This is a genomic window from Jeotgalibacillus proteolyticus (assembly GCF_050107735.1).
Classification (GTDB): domain Bacteria; phylum Bacillota; class Bacilli; order Bacillales; family Jeotgalibacillaceae; genus Jeotgalibacillus; species Jeotgalibacillus proteolyticus_A.
This window is the reverse complement of record NZ_JBNILO010000003.1, coordinates 282,503-299,643: the sequence shown is the minus strand read 5'-3', so window position 1 is coordinate 299,643 and position 17,141 is coordinate 282,503. Positions and strand designations below refer to the sequence as shown.

Annotated in this window: 13 protein-coding genes; 9 read left to right on the top strand and 4 right to left on the bottom strand. The window is 42.7% G+C overall.

All coding sequences use genetic code 11. The annotated features are described in order from the left end of the window. The first annotated feature begins 269 nt into the window (after positions 1-269). The 4 genes from ACQCT8_RS06760 to argH all read left to right on the top strand — a co-directional run bounded on the left by ACQCT8_RS06760 (position 270) and on the right by argH (position 5,232). The gene (locus ACQCT8_RS06760; RefSeq protein ID WP_426869636.1) at positions 270-1,454 is read left to right on the top strand and encodes an acetate kinase; all 1,185 of its coding nucleotides are present in this window, start codon (positions 270-272) and stop codon (positions 1,452-1,454) included. 160 nt (positions 1,455-1,614) lie between these two features. Next, entirely contained in the window at positions 1,615-2,445 is an 831-nt protein-coding gene (locus ACQCT8_RS06755; RefSeq protein ID WP_426869634.1) for an EcsC family protein, read from the top strand. A 187-nt stretch (positions 2,446-2,632) separates the two neighbouring features. Then, the gene (locus ACQCT8_RS06750; protein WP_426869632.1) at positions 2,633-3,847 is read left to right on the top strand and encodes an argininosuccinate synthase; all 1,215 of its coding nucleotides are present in this window, start codon (positions 2,633-2,635) and stop codon (positions 3,845-3,847) included. After that, positions 3,844-5,232 (top strand): argininosuccinate lyase, encoded by a 1,389-nt coding sequence (gene argH, locus ACQCT8_RS06745; RefSeq protein ID WP_426869630.1) that lies wholly within the window; start codon positions 3,844-3,846, stop codon positions 5,230-5,232. Before ACQCT8_RS06750 ends, argH begins: the two co-directional genes overlap by 4 nt. Positions 5,233-5,283: 51 nt before the next feature. On the opposite strand, the gene ACQCT8_RS06740 is transcribed toward argH, so the two are convergent. Together ACQCT8_RS06740 and ACQCT8_RS06735 are read right to left on the bottom strand one after the other, a co-directional pair. Further along, positions 5,284-5,766 (bottom strand): universal stress protein, encoded by a 483-nt coding sequence (locus ACQCT8_RS06740; protein WP_426869628.1) that lies wholly within the window; start codon positions 5,764-5,766, stop codon positions 5,284-5,286. Between the two features lie 89 nt (positions 5,767-5,855). Then, positions 5,856-7,175: a purine-cytosine permease family protein gene (locus tag ACQCT8_RS06735; protein WP_426869627.1), complete on the bottom strand. Its 1,320-nt coding sequence runs from the start codon at positions 7,173-7,175 to the stop codon at positions 5,856-5,858. A 232-nt stretch (positions 7,176-7,407) separates the two neighbouring features. Between ACQCT8_RS06735 and ald the strand changes: the two genes are divergently transcribed. After that, positions 7,408-8,538 (top strand): alanine dehydrogenase, encoded by a 1,131-nt coding sequence (gene ald, locus ACQCT8_RS06730; RefSeq protein WP_426869625.1) that lies wholly within the window; start codon positions 7,408-7,410, stop codon positions 8,536-8,538. A 149-nt stretch (positions 8,539-8,687) separates the two neighbouring features. On the opposite strand, the gene ACQCT8_RS06725 is transcribed toward ald, so the two are convergent. After that, entirely contained in the window at positions 8,688-9,782 is a 1,095-nt protein-coding gene (locus ACQCT8_RS06725) for a M24 family metallopeptidase (protein WP_426869623.1), read from the bottom strand. A 223-nt stretch (positions 9,783-10,005) separates the two neighbouring features. On the opposite strand from ACQCT8_RS06725, the gene ACQCT8_RS06720 reads away from it, so the two are divergent. Both ACQCT8_RS06720 and ACQCT8_RS06715 read left to right on the top strand, forming a co-directional pair. Then, positions 10,006-10,683 (top strand): metal-dependent hydrolase, encoded by a 678-nt coding sequence (locus ACQCT8_RS06720; protein WP_426869621.1) that lies wholly within the window; start codon positions 10,006-10,008, stop codon positions 10,681-10,683. 267 nt (positions 10,684-10,950) lie between these two features. Beyond that, a complete protein-coding gene (locus ACQCT8_RS06715; RefSeq protein WP_426869619.1) occupies positions 10,951-12,261 on the top strand; it encodes a DRTGG domain-containing protein in 1,311 nt (436 codons plus the stop codon). Between the two features lie 79 nt (positions 12,262-12,340). Here ACQCT8_RS06715 and ACQCT8_RS06710 read toward each other — a convergent pair whose 3' ends face one another. Further along, entirely contained in the window at positions 12,341-12,679 is a 339-nt protein-coding gene (locus ACQCT8_RS06710) for a YtpI family protein (RefSeq protein WP_426869617.1), read from the bottom strand. Positions 12,680-12,767: 88 nt separating this feature from the next. Between ACQCT8_RS06710 and ACQCT8_RS06705 the strand changes: the two genes are divergently transcribed. Both ACQCT8_RS06705 and dnaE read left to right on the top strand, forming a co-directional pair. Continuing rightward, a complete protein-coding gene (locus ACQCT8_RS06705; RefSeq protein WP_426869615.1) occupies positions 12,768-13,709 on the top strand; it encodes a DHH family phosphoesterase in 942 nt (313 codons plus the stop codon). A 15-nt stretch (positions 13,710-13,724) separates the two neighbouring features. Continuing rightward, the gene (dnaE, locus tag ACQCT8_RS06700) at positions 13,725-17,051 is read left to right on the top strand and encodes a DNA polymerase III subunit alpha (protein WP_426869613.1); all 3,327 of its coding nucleotides are present in this window, start codon (positions 13,725-13,727) and stop codon (positions 17,049-17,051) included. The last annotated feature ends 90 nt before the right edge of the window (positions 17,052-17,141 follow it).

Below are 17,141 nucleotides of genomic sequence, written 5' to 3'. Positions count from 1 at the left end.
CTTTTTCTGAAAATAAACACTTCTAAGTGTAAACGTTGTCACAGCAAGCTTTCTCTTGAAGTGCAGTACATTCAGTGATTAAATGAAAAAGACAACATGCAGCGAATAACCAACTATGGTTTTAATAGGATTACGAATTTTTGCAGCGCTAGGTTTTCCACACGCTGCCCAGAATTTTTTTCAGGTTGTGAAAAGAGTCACATCTTCTCTCATCACTAGAACTGCACAAATCATTGAACAGAATTAAACAAGAAGGAGCGAATTCCACTATGACAAAAGTCATTGCAATAAACGCCGGAAGCTCGTCATTGAAATTTCAGCTTTTTGATATGCCGGAAGAAACGGTGATTACAAAAGGAATTATCGAGCGAATCGGATTAGATAATGCTGTTTTCACCATCACAGTGGATGGCGAAAAGCAAAAAGATATTACGGATATTCCAAATCATGACGTAGCCGTTCAAATGCTGCTTTCAAAGCTGACATCCTCGGGCATTATTCAGTCTCTAAATGAAATTGACGGAGTAGGTCATCGTGTCGTACACGGGGGAGAAGTATTTAATGATTCGGTAGTTATTACAGAAGAAACGATTGCTAAATTTGAAGAACTTTCAGACCTTGCGCCTTTGCACAATCCTGCCAACATCACCGGTATTCGTGCATTTCAAAACGTTCTTCCGAATACACCGGCCGTTGCTGTTTTTGACACAGCCTTTCATCAAACTATGCCTGAGAGTTCTTTTTTATACAGCCTGCCGTATGAATACTACAAAGAGTATGGTATTCGTAAATATGGATTCCACGGCACATCTCATAAATACGTTTCACAGCGTGCAGCTGAAATGCTTGGACGTCCGCTGGAGCAATTAAGACTGATTTCCTGTCATTTAGGAAATGGAGCGAGTATTGCTGCAATTGAAGGTGGACGCTCTATCGATACTTCAATGGGCTTTACGCCTCTTGCAGGTGTGACAATGGGAACCCGCAGCGGAAACATTGATCCAGCGCTTATTCCCTTTATTATGGAAAAAACAGATAAATCAGCAGAAGGTGTACTGGATGTTTTAAATAAGCAATCAGGTATGCTTGGCGTTTCGGGCTTCTCAAGTGATTTACGTGACATTGAAATTCAGTCAGCAGAAGGTAATGAACGTGCCCGCCTTGCATTGGATGTATTTTCTAACCGCATTCATAAATACATCGGATCCTACGCTGCAAGAATGAACGGAGTAGACGCCATCATCTTCACAGCAGGAATTGGTGAGAACAGTGAAACCATTCGTGCTGAAGTCCTCAATGGTCTTGAATTCATGGGTATTTACTGGGACCCTGCATTGAACAAAACACGCGGAGAGGAAGCATTTATTAACTACCCTCACTCTCCGGTGAAAGTAGTCGTGATTCCAACAGATGAAGAAGTCATGATTGCAAGAGATGTAACCCGCTTATCTTAAGACTCATCCATCCAGCCTGTATTCCTGATTAAGGAATGCAGGTTTTTTAAATGAATATCTTCTTTTTCAGCCCATAAAATTAAACAATGCAGGTTAACTGTTTTCCTTATAGATGATCCTCAGTCCGGGCATACTATTGGAAAAATGAGGTGGGTTCTCCATGAGCTGGTCAGAGCGTGAAAAAGAAGTATACGAAGACATTACAACATGGCGTAAAGAGCTTGGTTCTTTCAGAGGACATGATTTATCCATGACATTCTCAAGATGGCTGGATGGGTCTTTTAAAAGTCTTCCTCCCACAGTCAAGGAAGAAGTGTTTGCTAAAATGGATGCAGCCCTTTTTCATTTGCACAGTATTATACAGGGATCTCATCTTCACAAAGACACAGTGGAAAGACTGCTGTCGACGGCTAAAGCATTTGATGAGAAAATCAGCTTTCTTCATGAATTTAGCTGCCTGCGAATCGATCAGCTGCAGTATATGGCGATTCAGCAGAGCGGGCGTCACAAACTGTATTCCTTTATTCAGGGCGGGATCGCAGGGACGGGCGGAGCTGTGGCTTTTAGTACAGATTTGCTTGCCATGACCATTTTGAATATAAGGGCTATTCAATTTGTTGCTACAGCATATGGACGTGACGTACAGACTCCTTATGAAATGACACTTTCTCTAAAGCTATTTCACGCTGCCACGCTGCCGATCCGTTATCAGGCAGAGGCCTGGGATAATTTAATCCGTTCATTGGAAACGCATGAAATAAGCTATTTTTTTAATGGAAATGATGAATTAACCAATGAACGATGGCTTGAAGGACCTGTAAAACAATTATTTAAATCCACCGCGATCAGTATGTTCCGCAAAAAGAAATTTTCGGATCTCCCCATTATCTCAATGTCCATTGGTGCTTTTTCAAATTATCAGCTGACCAGAAGAGTAACCGATTTTGCTGAAAAATTTTATCAATACCGTTTTTTATGTGATAAAAAATAAGCTTCAACCAAACTGCCATGTGAAACGAACACGGTAGTTTTTTTTTACATATTTATCTGAAAATTAAAACTTTTAAATTTTTATTATTATCTATTGTAAGTTCTAAAAGGACCTGTTAGTATGTACACATCCTATAAAGAATAAATATACATTATAATAAATAAAAATACGAAAGAGGTTGATTAGTATGAATCAAAATAAAAAAGTTGTTTTAGCGTATTCCGGAGGTTTGGATACCTCTGTTGCCATTCAATGGCTAAAAGATCAGGGATATGATGTGGTAGCGTGCTGCCTGGATGTAGGGGAAGGAAAAGATCTTGATTTTGTGAAGGAAAAAGCGTTGACCGTTGGAGCAACAGAAAGCTATGTGATTGATGCAAAAGAAGAATTTGCACAGGATTATGCGCTGACAGCCCTTCAGGCGCATGCAATGTATGAAGGGAAATATCCATTGGTTTCTGCACTTTCACGCCCGCTGATTGCGAAAAAACTGGTAGAAGTGGCTGAACAAAGCGGAGCACATGCTGTGGCTCATGGATGTACGGGCAAAGGAAATGACCAGGTAAGATTTGAAGTTGCTATTCAGGCCTTAAATCCTGATCTTGAAGTAATCGCACCAGTCAGAGAGTGGGGCTGGTCAAGAGAAGAAGAAATTGATTATGCAAAAAAACACAATATACCAATTCCAATTAATCTGGACAGCCCCTATTCAATCGACCAAAACCTTTGGGGAAGAAGCAATGAATGTGGAATTTTAGAAGATCCTTGGGCAGCTCCACCAGAGGGGGCATACGATCTTACAGCGTCTCTTGAAACAACACCCAATGCTCCCGACCTCATTGAAATAGAATTTGAACAAGGCGTCCCCATTGCTTTAAATGGTAAAAAAATGTCCCTTTCCACTATGATTCTTACTTTAAATGACCTTGCAGGAAAGCACGGAGTAGGGAGAATTGACCATGTTGAAAACAGACTTGTCGGCATAAAATCAAGAGAAGTATATGAATGTCCTGGTGCTGTAACCTTAATGAAGGCTCATAAAGAGCTTGAAGATTTAACGCTTGTTAAAGAAATGGCTCATTTTAAGCCTGTGATTGAAAAGAAAATTACAGAGATGATATACGAAGGACTTTGGTTTTCTCCCTTAACTCCTGCTCTTCAGGCCTTTTTGAAAGAGACGCAGCAGTATGTAAATGGAGTCGCAAGAATAAAACTCTTTAAAGGTCATGCGATTGTAGAGGGAAGAACGTCGCCTAATTCCCTTTATAATGAAAAACTTGCTACGTATACAGCGGACGATGAGTTTAACCATAGTGCAGCGATCGGCTTCATTCAGTTATGGGGACTTCCAACCAAGGTTCATTCCATGGTCCAAAGTAAAAAAGGGGAAACCGTCTCATGAGTAAACTATGGGGAGGACGTTTCGCGCAATCGCCTGAAGAATGGGTCGATGAGTTCAATGCCTCTATCGGCTTTGACCAGCATTTGGTGTTTGAAGATCTCCAGGGGTCTGTTGCACACGTTACGATGCTCGGAGAATGCGGAATCCTTTCTGCTGAAGAGGTCCATGAAATACTCGGTGGACTGGCGCGCCTGAAAGAAAAAGCAGAAAGGAATGAATTAACGTATTCCGTAGGAAACGAGGATATTCATTTAAATTTAGAGCATTTGCTCATAAAAGAAATTGGGCAGGTGGGGGGAAAGCTCCACACAGGACGAAGCAGGAATGATCAGGTAGCCACTGATATGCATCTATATCTTAAAAATAGAGTAGAAGAAATTGGGGTGCTGATCAGAACCGTCCAAAAAGCAATCCTTAAGCAGGCGGAGGCACATGTTGAGACGGTCGCGCCTGGATACACTCATTTACAGCGGGCTCAGCCGATTTCATTTGCGCATCATTTGCTCGCTTATTTCTGGATGCTTGAGAGGGATCATCAGCGATTTGAAGACTCGATAAAACGAATTGACAAATCACCGCTGGGAGCTGGCGCTTTAGCCGGAACGACTTTTCCAATTGACCGCCATCGTTCTGCAGAACTGCTCGGTTTTTCCTCCATCTATGAAAATAGCATGGATGCGGTAAGTGACCGTGATTTTATCGTTGAATTTTTATCCAATGCGTCTATGACGATTATGCATCTTTCAAGGTTTTCTGAGGAACTGATTATCTGGTCAAGCCAGGAATTTCAATTTATAGAGCTTGCGGATGCATTTTCTACAGGAAGCAGCATTATGCCGCAAAAAAAGAATCCTGATATGGCAGAGCTAGTCAGAGGAAAAACGGGCAGGGTGTTCGGTCATTTAATGTCTCTTTTAACGGTGCTCAAAGGATTGCCGCTAGCTTATAACAAAGACATGCAGGAGGATAAAGAAGGCATGTTTGATACCGTTCATACATTGATGGGTTCGTTGAAGATATTTGCCGGTATGATTGACACTATGCATGTTCATAAGGATCGTCTGCAGAAAGCAGTTAATGAAGATTTTTCTAATGCGACGGAGCTTGCAGATTATTTAGCAGCGAAGGGGGTTCCGTTTCGGGAAGCCCACGAAATTGTTGGAAAGCTGGTGCTCGTGTGCATTGGGCAGGGCATTTACTTAAAAGATCTGCCTTTTCCTACACTTAAAGAGGCGTCTCCAGTAATTGAAGAAGATATTTATCAGGTGCTTGAACCTTTACGGGCTGTGGAGCGAAGAGATTCTGCGGGAGGAACGGGCTTTGATCAGGTAAGAAAACAAATAGAACAGGCAGCGTTTCTTGTGCAGTCTGTTCCTTCAAGATAAATGATAAAAGCGGTCCTGTTGAGCAGGGCCGCTTTTATTCGCATTTGACTATTATATAGTGAAATCATCTTTAGCAGGTTCTTTCTCCGGCGGCTGATCGGTCCGGACGACAAGCACGTCACATTTAGCCGCTCTGACAATATGCTCGGAAATGCTGCCAATTAAAAAACGTTCCATCGCATTTAAGCCGGTAGCCCCGCAGATAATAAGATCTGCTTCAACTTTATTGGCAAACTCTTTTGGTACAAGTACTTTTGGGGAGCCGTATTCAACAAACACATTAATTTTGGTCACACCTTTACGTTCTGCTTCCGCTTTATATTCACCAAGCATTTCTTCAGCAAAGCTTTGAGCTCTCTTTGCTACGCTTCGATCATAAGCTTCTACTACAGCAAAGGATCGAGTGTCAATCACGTGAAGCAAATTTAAAGTGGCATTGTTCCGTCTGGCAATATCAATAGATTTTTTGAAAGCCCACTCTGCTTCTTTTGATCCATCGACAGCTACTAAAATATGATCATAACTAAGTGTCATGTTTATCTCCTCCTTAGTTCTATTGTACACCCTGACGGCCTGAATATCTTTACCAATTATTGAATATTTCAAAACAATTTGATTTTTCTTTAACGGCTTTTACCCTTTATAAATTTCATAGCAGTATAAGTGATTCCGGCAAGTACAAAGACGATAAAGCCGGGGGATAAAGAAGAAGGGACCAGCAGATAAATAGGTATAAAAATAATGGCAGTTTGCAATGCTTCAGCGTTAACAAGATTTTTTCCTGCCGATAATAAAATTAGGTCCCCATCCAGAATTCTAGTTTTCTTTATAAATATAAAATCAAATACAATGATGGATGACAGCGGGATCACCGCAGCACCCAGGAGAGAAATGAACTGCTCTGCCTGTTCTACAATAACGGGGAAAAGACTTAATGCGGTTGCGGCTGCTCCAAAGATTACAGCGCTTTTAACCCGTCCAAGTACGGGAAAAGCATTTAAAAGACTGTACCCGCCAGTATATGCGTTGCTCAAATTAATCGAGATCATGGAGACGAGTGCACCAGTCGCGATTAGTAAAAGAAGCAGATAGGAGTCTGTAAGTTCCCCTGCAGCTGCAAACGGATTAAGTGAACCGAGTGCAGCGGCGTAAAATGCGCCAAGAAAAGCAGTAATAATAAAGCCGGATACATTTCCCGCGAGTACACCCCAAAAAGCCTGCCCTGGCGACGCAGCATATCGTGTCATGTCTGAAGATGCACTGACTCCTGATACATATTGAACAAATGCCAGGCTTGAGAAAAAGAAAAAAGAGCTCATTTGAAATGACCCTGTTTCCATAATGGAGGCAGAAGCAGAAAAGCTGTAAGTTAGAATAAGATAGATCATCGCTGCCTGCCCTAAAAACAAAAGAGGCAAAAACCATTTTGCTGCCTTCTTCACTGCATCAAATCCAATTAAAGCTAAAAAAGCCATTCCTGCTGCCAGAATGGGAGCGAGGAGCCAAAGAGGGATGGAGACACCTGTAAGGGGAGTCAGCAGCGAAATAAACACAACCGATCCCCCGATTGTCTGGACACTAAACCAGTAAAGGGAAGTTAACGACCGTATAGGAGAAGCGAAATATCTTGAGAGTTTTGTGCCAATCATTGTTCTGATAACAAATTGTGCAGGAAGACCATACCGAGCTCCTGGCAAAGACAGGAGAGAGACAAGTAAAAAAGCGGCAGCAGCCCCCAGGATTGTTGAAGCAATTGCCCATCCAACCGATAGTCCTCCTGTTAGGACAGCGAGAGCAGGAACCAGCACATTTCCTGTATTTACTGAAAAAGCCAACTGAATACCGGCGTATTCAAACCAATTTGTTTGTTTTTGTTCAATTGGAATGGCCTCAAGACCAAAGCGTTCAATTTCAATCCTGGGCTGTTTATAGATTTTCTGCATGCGGATCTCCATTTCTTTGTAAGCGTACATGTTTTTGTTCAAGTTTAGCATACTACATAAATAATAAAGCAATGATCAATAATTAGAAAAAATAGTTTATTCTAATAACGAAAATAAATTGAGACATCATTCATTTCATTTGTTAAAATGGTAGTGCCTAACACCGTCCTGAATCCTTAAAAGCCGGTGTTTTGCGGACAGATGAGGATTTAGATAAATGGAGGGGCTTTATATGCGTATTGGGATTCCTAAAGAAATTAAGAATAATGAAAATCGTGTAGCAATTACGCCATCCGGTGTTCATCATTTAGTGATCCAGGGACATGAAGTGTTTGTTGAGCACGATGCCGGCACCGGTTCGGGATTTACAAATGAGGATTATATTGCAGCCGGGGGGAAAATTGCTGCAACAGCACAGGAAGCATGGTCTTTTGATATGGTGATAAAAGTAAAAGAGCCTATTTCAAGTGAGTATTCCTACTTTAAAGAGGGTCTTATCCTATTTACATACCTTCACCTTGCTCCTGAGCCGGAGCTTACAAAGGCTTTAATTGATAATAAAGTTGTCGCTATAGCCTATGAAACGGTTCAGCTTTCGAATGGATCGCTGCCTCTGCTGACGCCTATGAGCGAAGTAGCAGGAAGAATGGCGACCCAAATTGGCGCACAATTCCTTGAGAAGATCCATGGTGGAATGGGAATTCTTCTTGGAGGCGTTCCTGGAGTAGCGAGAGGAAAAGTTACCATTATTGGAGGAGGCGTAGCAGGAACAAATGCTGCTAAAATGGCAGTGGGACTGGGGGCGGATGTCACGATTCTTGATTTAAGCCCGGATCGCCTGCGCCAGCTTGACGATTTGTTCGGCAAAGACGTCACAACGCTTATGTCCAATCCGTTAAATATTGCAGAAACAATTGCAGAATCAGACCTTGTGATTGGAGCTGTATTAATACCCGGTGCCAAAGCGCCAAAGCTCGTAACAGAAGAAATGATCAAAACGATGAAGCCGGGGTCCGTAGTGGTGGATATTGCGATTGACCAGGGTGGGATTTTTGAAACGACTGACCGGATTACGACTCATGACGCACCAACGTACACGAAACACGATGTTGTCCATTATGCAGTCGCCAATATGCCGGGAGCTGTTCCCCGGACTTCTACAATCGCACTGACAAATGTGACCGTGCCTTATGCGGTTCAAATTGCTAACAAAGGTTATAAGCAAGCCTGCCTCGATAATGAAGCTTTGTTGAAAGGAATTAATTGTGCGAACGGCTTTGTAACTTATAGTGCTGTAGCGGAAGCTCATGGGCTGGACTATGCCAGCGCCCGGGAATTGCTGATTCCAGTAAAAGCCAACTAAAATAAGTGTGCAGGCTGTGAAATTAAAGGTCTGCAAACTTTTTTGGCAGGCACTTCATTAATGGTGTCAAACTGCATTGAAAAAGAATGTACTCTTGACTGCTCAGTCAGGAATACATTCTTTTTTTGCCGCATATAGCCAAAAAGCCTTTAGTAATATTGAAGTGTTTTAGGAAATTTAGTCAGTGTTTCATACCCGTTTTTTGTAACTAGTACATCGTCTTCAATCCGGACTCCCGCAACGCTCGGGACATAAATGCCAGGTTCAATCGTAAACGTCATGCCTTCTGTAAGAATAAAGTCGCTATCAGATGTAATGGAAGGATATTCATGCACGTTTAAACCAAGACCGTGTCCCAAACGGTGAGGAAAGAAGTCCCCATAGCCTGCATCTTCAATAACCTTCCTTGCAGCCAAATCAAGATCGCTTGCTTTTACCCCCGGCTTAACCATTTCCAGCGCTTTAAGCTCCGCTGCAAGAACGGCTTCATAGATTTTGATTTGTTCCTTAGAAGGCTCCCCAAAAGCAACCGTTCTCGTAATATCGGAGCAGTAGCCTTGATAAACCACTCCAAGATCAAATAGGACAAGATCGCCTTTCTTTATTTTGTTCAGCCCTGGAGTGCCATGAGGAGAAGCAGCGTTTTTCCCAGTGAGAACCATTGTGGAAAATGACATTTCTGTTATGCCTTTTCGTTTTAACTCAAATTCAATTGCAGCAAGGATTTCAAGCTCTGTTTTTCCTTCTGCCAGCTCACTGCATGCGGTCTCTATGGCAAAATCAGCCAGTTCAGCCGCTTTGCGCAGAAGGTCCGTTTCTTCTGAGGACTTAATAACGCGGAGATTATTAAGCTCCTGATCGATTGAATGCACCTTGAAAGTGTCAAACACCTCTTCTAGCTGACGCAGCCGTTCGAGGGTCAAATGGCTGGTTTCAACAGCAAGTGAAGCCACATGAATATTTTGGCCTTGAAGATATGTATGAAGTAATTGGATCGGGTTTTCCGTATCACTGTATCCGATTATATGGTGTTCCCAGCCTGCATGGCGCGCTTCTGCTTCCTCCATCCCAGGGCAGATTAACGTGCTTTCTCCGGTTGCTGGAATGAATACAGCAAGCCATCTTTCATGAGGGTTGCTTCTGAAGCCTGTAGTGTAGCAAACGTTTTCGGTTGAAGTTAAAAACGCCGCATCTAGCGAGTGGTCAGATAAATATTGTTGAATCTGTTCTATTTTTTCTTTCAAAGCTCATTCCTCCTGTTCATATCATGCGTATTGCTGCATTAGAAGCTCCACACTTTAAATTAAATCGTAGCATACTTTTGAAAATTATAAAGCTTCCTGCAGCTGGAGTAATGTAATTTGATTCGGTAGAAGAGAAGTGAATGACAATCAAACAGGTTTTCAGTTAAAACAGAGAGGGAATGGGTCAAATAGAATGCTACTACTGCTAAGGAGGAATTACTCTATGAAAATCTCTTATCACGGTCATTCCATTGTGAAAGTGGAAACAAATGGAACCACTATTTTATTTGACCCTTTTATAAACGGAAATGAACTGACAGATTTGAAGGTTGAAAATGAAAAGCCCGACGTCATTATTCTAACTCACGGACACAATGATCATGTGGGGGACACGGTTGAAATTGCTAAGCAAAGTGATGCTTTGGTTATCGCACCGTTTGAACTTGCCACGTATCTTGAATGGCAGGGATTGAATACACATCCCATGCATATTGGCGGGGGATATGACTTTGAGTTTGGCAGAGTGAAGCTTACGCAGGCCTTTCATGGTTCCTCCTACAGTACGGAGGATAAGCAGATTATTTATACAGGCATGCCCGCGGGTGTTTTGCTGACGGTGGAAGGCAAAACCATTTATCATGCCGGAGATACCGGATTATTTGGAGACATGAAATTAATTGGAGATCGCAATCAAATTGATCTCGCGTTTCTTCCGATAGGCGACAATTTCACGATGGGGCCGGAGGATGCAGCTTATGCCGCTAGTCTTCTGAATGCTAAAACAGTCGTGCCTATTCATTACAACACGTTTCCACCAATTAAACAGGATCCGGAGAAATTCGTGCAGCTTTTACCGGAGGGGCAGGGAAGAGTAATGCATGCGGGCGATACTATCGAATAATAGTAAGAGGAGAGAGGAGCGGAAGGTGGCGACTCCCTGCAGGATTTGACGGGGGCTTGAGACTATACAGGGTAAGGGCCGGAGAGGCTCAAGCAACCGTCCCTGCGTAAAGCGTCCGCCTGAAGCGCAGCAAACCGCTCAAAGAGCTTGAGACATTTTTGTCCCAAGCTCTTTTTGTTTTAATTTTGCTTTGTTTGAACCAAAGGCCTCATAATGAGTATAATAAAAAGGCGAATACATGATCGGATTGAAAGAGAGGGACAGCCTGTGGCTACAAAGCATGAACAAATATTAGCACATCTTGATTCTCTGCCTGTAGGGAATAAAATTTCTGTGCGTCAGGTCGCCAAGCAGCTTGATGTGAGTGAGGGAACTGCATACAGGGCGATTAAGGAAGCGGAAAATCAGGGTCTAGTAAGTACGATCGAGCGAGTGGGCACGATTCGAATTGAGAAAAAAATAAAAGAAAACTTCGAACGCCTGACATTTGCTGAAGTCGTGAACATTATAGACGGACAAGTTGTCGGAGGCAGAGCCGGCTTACATAAAACATTAAATAAATTTGTGATCGGTGCAATGAAGCTTGAAGCGATGATGCGGTATACGGAAGCGGGCAATCTGCTTATTGTAGGGAATCGGACAAGGGCTCATGAATTGGCACTTGAGGCAGGAGCAGCAGTGTTGATTACCGGAGGATTTGATGCGGATGAATCGACAAAAAAACTGGCCAACGAGCTCGAACTGCCGGTAATTTCAACTTCATATGATACATTCACAGTTGCCGCGATGATTAATCGGGCGATTTACGATCAGCTGATTAAAAAAGAAATTGCTCTTGTTGAAGATATTTTAATTCCATTTGACAGTGCGCACTTTTTAACTTCAAAGGATAAAGTATCCCACTGGTCAGCTTTAAATGAAAAAACCCGTCACAGCAGATTTCCTGTGGTGGATCCGCAAACGATGAAAGTCGTGGGCATGGTTACCTCAAAGGATATTCTCGGAAAAGACAGTGAGGAATCAATTGACCGGGTGATGACAAAATCCCCATTAACAGTGAGAGTGAAGACGAGCGTAGCTTCTGCTGCCCACATCATGATCTGGGAAGGAATTGAACTTCTTCCGGTTGTCGATGATCATGACCACTTAGGAGGGGTCATCAGCCGCCAGGATGTATTAAAAGCCTTGCAAATGATTCAAAGACAGCCTCAAATTGGAGATACCATCGACGACATTGTCTTCAAAGAGCTGAGAGTGGATAAAGATGCTGAAAGGCCCTATCAATTTCGGGTAACTCCGCAAATGACCAATCAGCTTGGCGCCATTTCCTACGGTGTGTTCACCTCTCTTGTAACGGAAGCTGCAAATCGTACACTGAAGGAATTTAAACGAAGCGACCTTGTTATAGAAAATATTACAATCTATTTTATTAAACCTGTTCAGCTGGATAACTTGATTGAAATTCAGCCGAGGCTGCTTGATGTAGGACGAAAATTTGGAAAAGTGGACGTGGAGGTATTCAGTGAAGGAAATTTAGTGGGGAAAGCCATGATGATGTGTCAGCTTTTGGATCGCTAAAGCACTCAAACCGGCTCAGTGAGCCGGTTTGAGATTAAGCAGCATGTGACGGCTGCTTATAACGCTGTTACATGAACCTTCAGACGTTTTCATTTTCATACTTTTTCCACTGTGCATCTTCTTTTTCTAAAAATGGAGTAAGATGCTTGTATGCTTTGTAACGCATCCAGGCACTGCCAAAGCCTATTAAGATGAATGCTGCGGCAATTACATAGGTGAGGATCAGGTCGGTTGAGAATTCAAAGTCAAATAGAAAAAGCTGGTTTATTCCAAAAGCGCCCATTCCCAGCCCAAGCGCGATGCCTGCACGGCTGGCCTGCCACTGTTTTTCCACAGGACGGGGAGAGCGTATTTGCTTCGTTTTAAAGTACAAATATGCAACAGCAGATAAAATGATAATAAATACTAAAATCGGCATGCAATAACCTCCAAAAACTTGATCTTCCCATATTGTAGCGGCAATAAACATGAAAATCCACTTTTGATCCTGAAAGGAATGATTCATAATGAAAAAACAAATTCTCGATACGATAAAAAACTATCAATCGATCATCATTCACAGACACGTGCGTCCCGACCCGGATGCATACGGATCCCAGGGCGGTCTGGCTGAACTAATCTCTGCTTCCTTCCCTGAGAAAAACGTTTACACAGTAGGACAGGAAGAAAAATCTTTATCGTTTTTACGCAGGCTCGACACAGTGCCTGACGATTTATATAAGGACTCACTCGTTATTGTATGTGATACGGCAAACCAGGAGCGGATTGATGACGCCCGCTATAAACTTGGAGCGGAATTGATAAAAATTGATCACCACCCTAACGAAGACCCTTATGGCGACTATCTCTGGGTAGACACTTCCGCAAGCTCTGCCAGTGAGATGATCTATGAGCTGTATCTTGAAGGGAAAACCTCAGGATGGCAGATGAATAATGAAGCTGCCCGTCTTTTGTTTGCAGGGATTGTTGGAGATACAGGAAGATTTCTTTTTCCAAACGCTACACAAAAAACATTTCAATTTGCAGGCGAATTAATTCAATTTGATTTTGACCGCAGTGCTATTTTTAATGCTCTTTATGAAATGGAGGCTCATCAGTTGAAGCTGCAAGGCTATGTCCTGCAAAATTTTTCGATGAATGAGAATGGTGCAGCTTATATAAAAATGACGCAGCCCCTTTTGCAGGAGTATGATGCTACCCCTTCTGAGGCATCACTTCTTGTCAGCACGCTTGGAAGCGTAAAAGGAATTAAAGCCTGGGTGTTCTTTATTGAGGAAGAATCGGAAATCCGCGTCAGATTTCGCTCAAAAGGACCGGTTATTAATGGACTGGCCAAAGAGTACGGAGGGGGAGGACATCCTCTTGCAGCAGGAGCTTCGATAAGAAACTGGAATGAATCAGATGAGATTATTCAAAAGCTTCAGGGAATCTGCAAGAACGAAGAATGATAGGAGGTAAGCAGGATGCCGTTTGTTCACTTGCAAGTCACGAGTTCCTTTGATCTCCTGTCCAGTCCCATTACGCTTTCTGCTTTGATTCAAAAAGCAAAATCTGACAGGGCTTCAGCCATAGCGTTGACAGATCGCAATGTTATGTACGGAACTGTGCCTTTTTACAGGGAGTGCATAAAGGAAAACATAAAACCGATCATAGGGTTAACCGCTGATATCTGGATTGAGGAAGATGAACGGGCATATCCACTAGTACTCCTTGCTGAAAATCAAACCGGATATCAGCATTTAATTAAAATATCTAGTGTGCTGCAGACAGGCCATGAAAGAGGCATTCCTCTCAAATGGCTGTCGTCCTATTCAGCAGGGTTAATTGCCCTGACGCCTGGGTCTGAAGGAGAAATAGAAACCTTTCTTTTAGAAAAGAATTTTGAAAAAGCAGCACAAAGAGCCCAGACGTACCGTGGTATCTTTGGTGAAGACTCATTCTTTTTTTCCGTTCAGGACCACGGTCTTGCTAAGGACCAGCAGGTAATAGAGGAGCTTGCTGTTCTGGGAAAGAAGCTTGAAATCCCTTTAGCAGCAGCAGCTGACGTCCGTTACCTAGAAAAGGAAGATGCATTCAGCTACCAAGTGATCACGGCGATCCGGGATGGTCTTAAAATAGAAGAGTCAAAGCTTGAAGGAAATTATGCTTTCACAATGAAGAACCAAATGAAAGAGCTTTTCTCTGATCTGCCTGAGGCTCTTGAGCATACCATAGAGATTGCAGAGCGGTGCAATATAAAAATTGATTTTTCCCAGTCTTATTTACCTCGTTACCCCGTTCCAAATGATGTCACAGCAAAAGAAGTATTGTCACATCTTTGCATGGAGGGCTTAAAAAAACGAAAGGCCGCTTCCCCTGTTTATGAAAAACGTCTTGCGTATGAGCTTTCTGTGATCGACCGGATGTCATTTAATGATTACTTTCTTATCGTATGGGACTTTATGAAATTCGCAAGAGAAAATAAGATTTTAACCGGGCCGGGGCGAGGATCTGCTGCCGGTTCATTGGTGGCGTATGCCCTTTTTATCACGCATGTGGATCCGATTGAGCATGATTTGCTGTTTGAACGATTTTTGAATCCTGAACGGATTACCATGCCGGATATTGATATTGATTTTCCCGATCACCGCCGGGACGAAGTCATTCAATATGTGGCAGAAAAATATGGTTCTAAACACGTCGCTCAAATTAGCACATTTGGTACATTGTCTGCAAAAGCCGTCGCAAGAGATACTGCACGTGTTTTTGGATTTACATCGGGAGAAATGGAGGTCATTTCAAAATCTATTCCGTCCCGATTGGGCATTGTTCTTCATGAAGCCTACGAGGAGTCTGCTTCGCTTCGTCAGTTTGCTGATCAGTCCAGCAGACATCAGCAGTGGTTTGAATCTGCAAAAAAACTTGAAGGTCTTCCACGGCATACCTCCACACATGCAGCTGGCGTTGTAATCAGCGACAGACCTCTTGCGGATATTGTTCCGCTCCAGCACGGCCAGGAGTATGTCCACTTAACACAGTGGCCAATGGACCTTCTTGAAGATATCGGTTTGTTAAAGATGGATTTTTTAGGCCTTAGAAATTTAACTTTACTCGAAAAAATTACTCAATCCATCGTACAAAAAGAAAATAAGCAGTTCCGACTGGAAGACATTCCAACCAAAGACCAGCCTACATTTGATTTGCTGAGTAAAGGATGGACAGTGGGCATCTTCCAGCTTGAATCTGATGGGATGAAAAATGTACTCCGTTCATTGAAACCGTCCTCTTTCAATGACATAGTGGCGGTAAATGCATTATACCGGCCCGGTCCTATGGATCATATTCCTTCCTTCATTAAAAGAAAACATAAGGAGGAACCCGTGCGCTATGCACATCCCGATTTGACCAGAATCCTTGCTCCAACCTATGGAATTATTGTGTATCAGGAGCAGATTATGCAGATTGCTGCTGAAATGGCCGGCTTTAGTTTAGGTCAGGCAGATATGCTGAGGCGGGCAGTGAGTAAAAAAAAGAAAGAAGACCTGGATCGGGAGAGAGAGCGGTTTGTTATGGGATCTACTGGCAGAGGATATGATGAGCAGACAGCGCAGCAAATATACGATCTGATTGTCCAATTTGCCAATTACGGCTTTAATAAAAGCCATGCTGTCGCATACAGCCTTATAGGGTATCAGCTTGCTTACTTAAAAGCGCACTACCCTACTCACTTTATGGCTTCGCTCATGACCTCTGTGACAGGTAATGAAGATAAATTGCGTCTTTATATACGGGAATGTGAGAGACTGAAGATTCCAGTTCTGCCCCCATCGGTTCAAAAAAGCCAGCGATACTTTGCCGTTGAAAAGGAAGGGATCCGCTTTAGTATATCTGCAATAAAAGGAATAGGTAAAGGAGCGGCAATCGATTTAGTTCAAACTAGAGAGCAGAAGCCGTATAAAGACTTATTTGATTTTTGCGTGAGAATGCCGTCAAAATCAGTCAATCGTAAAATACTTGAATCCCTCGTTTTTTCAGGGGCTTTTGATGAATTTGATAAGGACCGATCTACAATGCTTGCTTCCATCGATGTGGCGATTGAACATGCATCTTTGATGAAAAGTGAAGACGGCGGGTTATTTGAAGACGAATTTTCAATCTCTCCAAAATACATTGAAAAATCTCCCATGCCTGCAGAGGACAAACTTCAATTTGAAAAAGAAGTACTGGGTTTATATTTATCTGCTCATCCTGTTTCTTCTATTCAATCCAGGCTAAATAAGCTAGGGGCTCTGTCAATTGACGAAATCAATAGAAGCTCTAAAACCTTTTTAGTCGGTGCGCTGATTACAGACATTCGTATGATCCGCACAAAAAAAGGAGAGGCGATGGCATTTCTGGTTTTAAGTGATGCCACCGGCGATGCAGATGCTGTAGCTTTTCCGGACACTTACCGGCATGCAGCCTCCCTTCTAAAGCAGGGAATTGTGGTGATTGCAAAAGGGAAGGCTGAGGAGCGAAATGGTAAGCTGCAGATTATTTTACAGGAAGTGAAACGGGCGGAAGACTGGAAGAGCGAAACAGAAACACAAAAACTGTTTTTGCGAATCCCTTCCCAGCTTAATGGATCATCCCTGCTGGATCTGGTTCGAAATCTTTGCAGCCGGCACCGAGGAAATTCACCGGTTATTATTCATATAGAAGAAACAAAGCGGACGATTCAACTGCAGCAAAATGAATGGATAAATCTGCATGACGATGTTATTAAACAGCTGAAGGAGCTTTTGGGTGAAACGAATGTAATAATTCAATAAACCATTCCTGCTGTTTTCTCAGTTTATTGACTAAACGAAGGTAAAAATTCATCATCTCATAAATCTGCAAAGGCTGTCCTAATTAAGCAC

Coding starts and splice junctions, on each gene's coding strand:
- ACQCT8_RS06735 (WP_426869627.1), bottom strand. CDS start 7,175: ATGCAGAAAATCTATAAACAGCCCAGGATTGAAATTGAACGCTTTGGT.
- ACQCT8_RS06705 (WP_426869615.1), top strand. CDS start 12,768: ATGAAAAAACAAATTCTCGATACGATAAAAAACTATCAATCGATCATC.
- ACQCT8_RS06760 (WP_426869636.1), top strand. CDS start 270: ATGACAAAAGTCATTGCAATAAACGCCGGAAGCTCGTCATTGAAATTT.
- ACQCT8_RS06750 (WP_426869632.1), top strand. CDS start 2,633: ATGAATCAAAATAAAAAAGTTGTTTTAGCGTATTCCGGAGGTTTGGAT.
- ACQCT8_RS06740 (WP_426869628.1), bottom strand. CDS start 5,766: ATGACACTTAGTTATGATCATATTTTAGTAGCTGTCGATGGATCAAAA.
- ACQCT8_RS06710 (WP_426869617.1), bottom strand. CDS start 12,679: ATGCCGATTTTAGTATTTATTATCATTTTATCTGCTGTTGCATATTTG.
- argH (WP_426869630.1), top strand. CDS start 3,844: ATGAGTAAACTATGGGGAGGACGTTTCGCGCAATCGCCTGAAGAATGG.
- ACQCT8_RS06755 (WP_426869634.1), top strand. CDS start 1,615: ATGAGCTGGTCAGAGCGTGAAAAAGAAGTATACGAAGACATTACAACA.
- ACQCT8_RS06720 (WP_426869621.1), top strand. CDS start 10,006: ATGAAAATCTCTTATCACGGTCATTCCATTGTGAAAGTGGAAACAAAT.
- dnaE (WP_426869613.1), top strand. CDS start 13,725: ATGCCGTTTGTTCACTTGCAAGTCACGAGTTCCTTTGATCTCCTGTCC.
- ald (WP_426869625.1), top strand. CDS start 7,408: ATGCGTATTGGGATTCCTAAAGAAATTAAGAATAATGAAAATCGTGTA.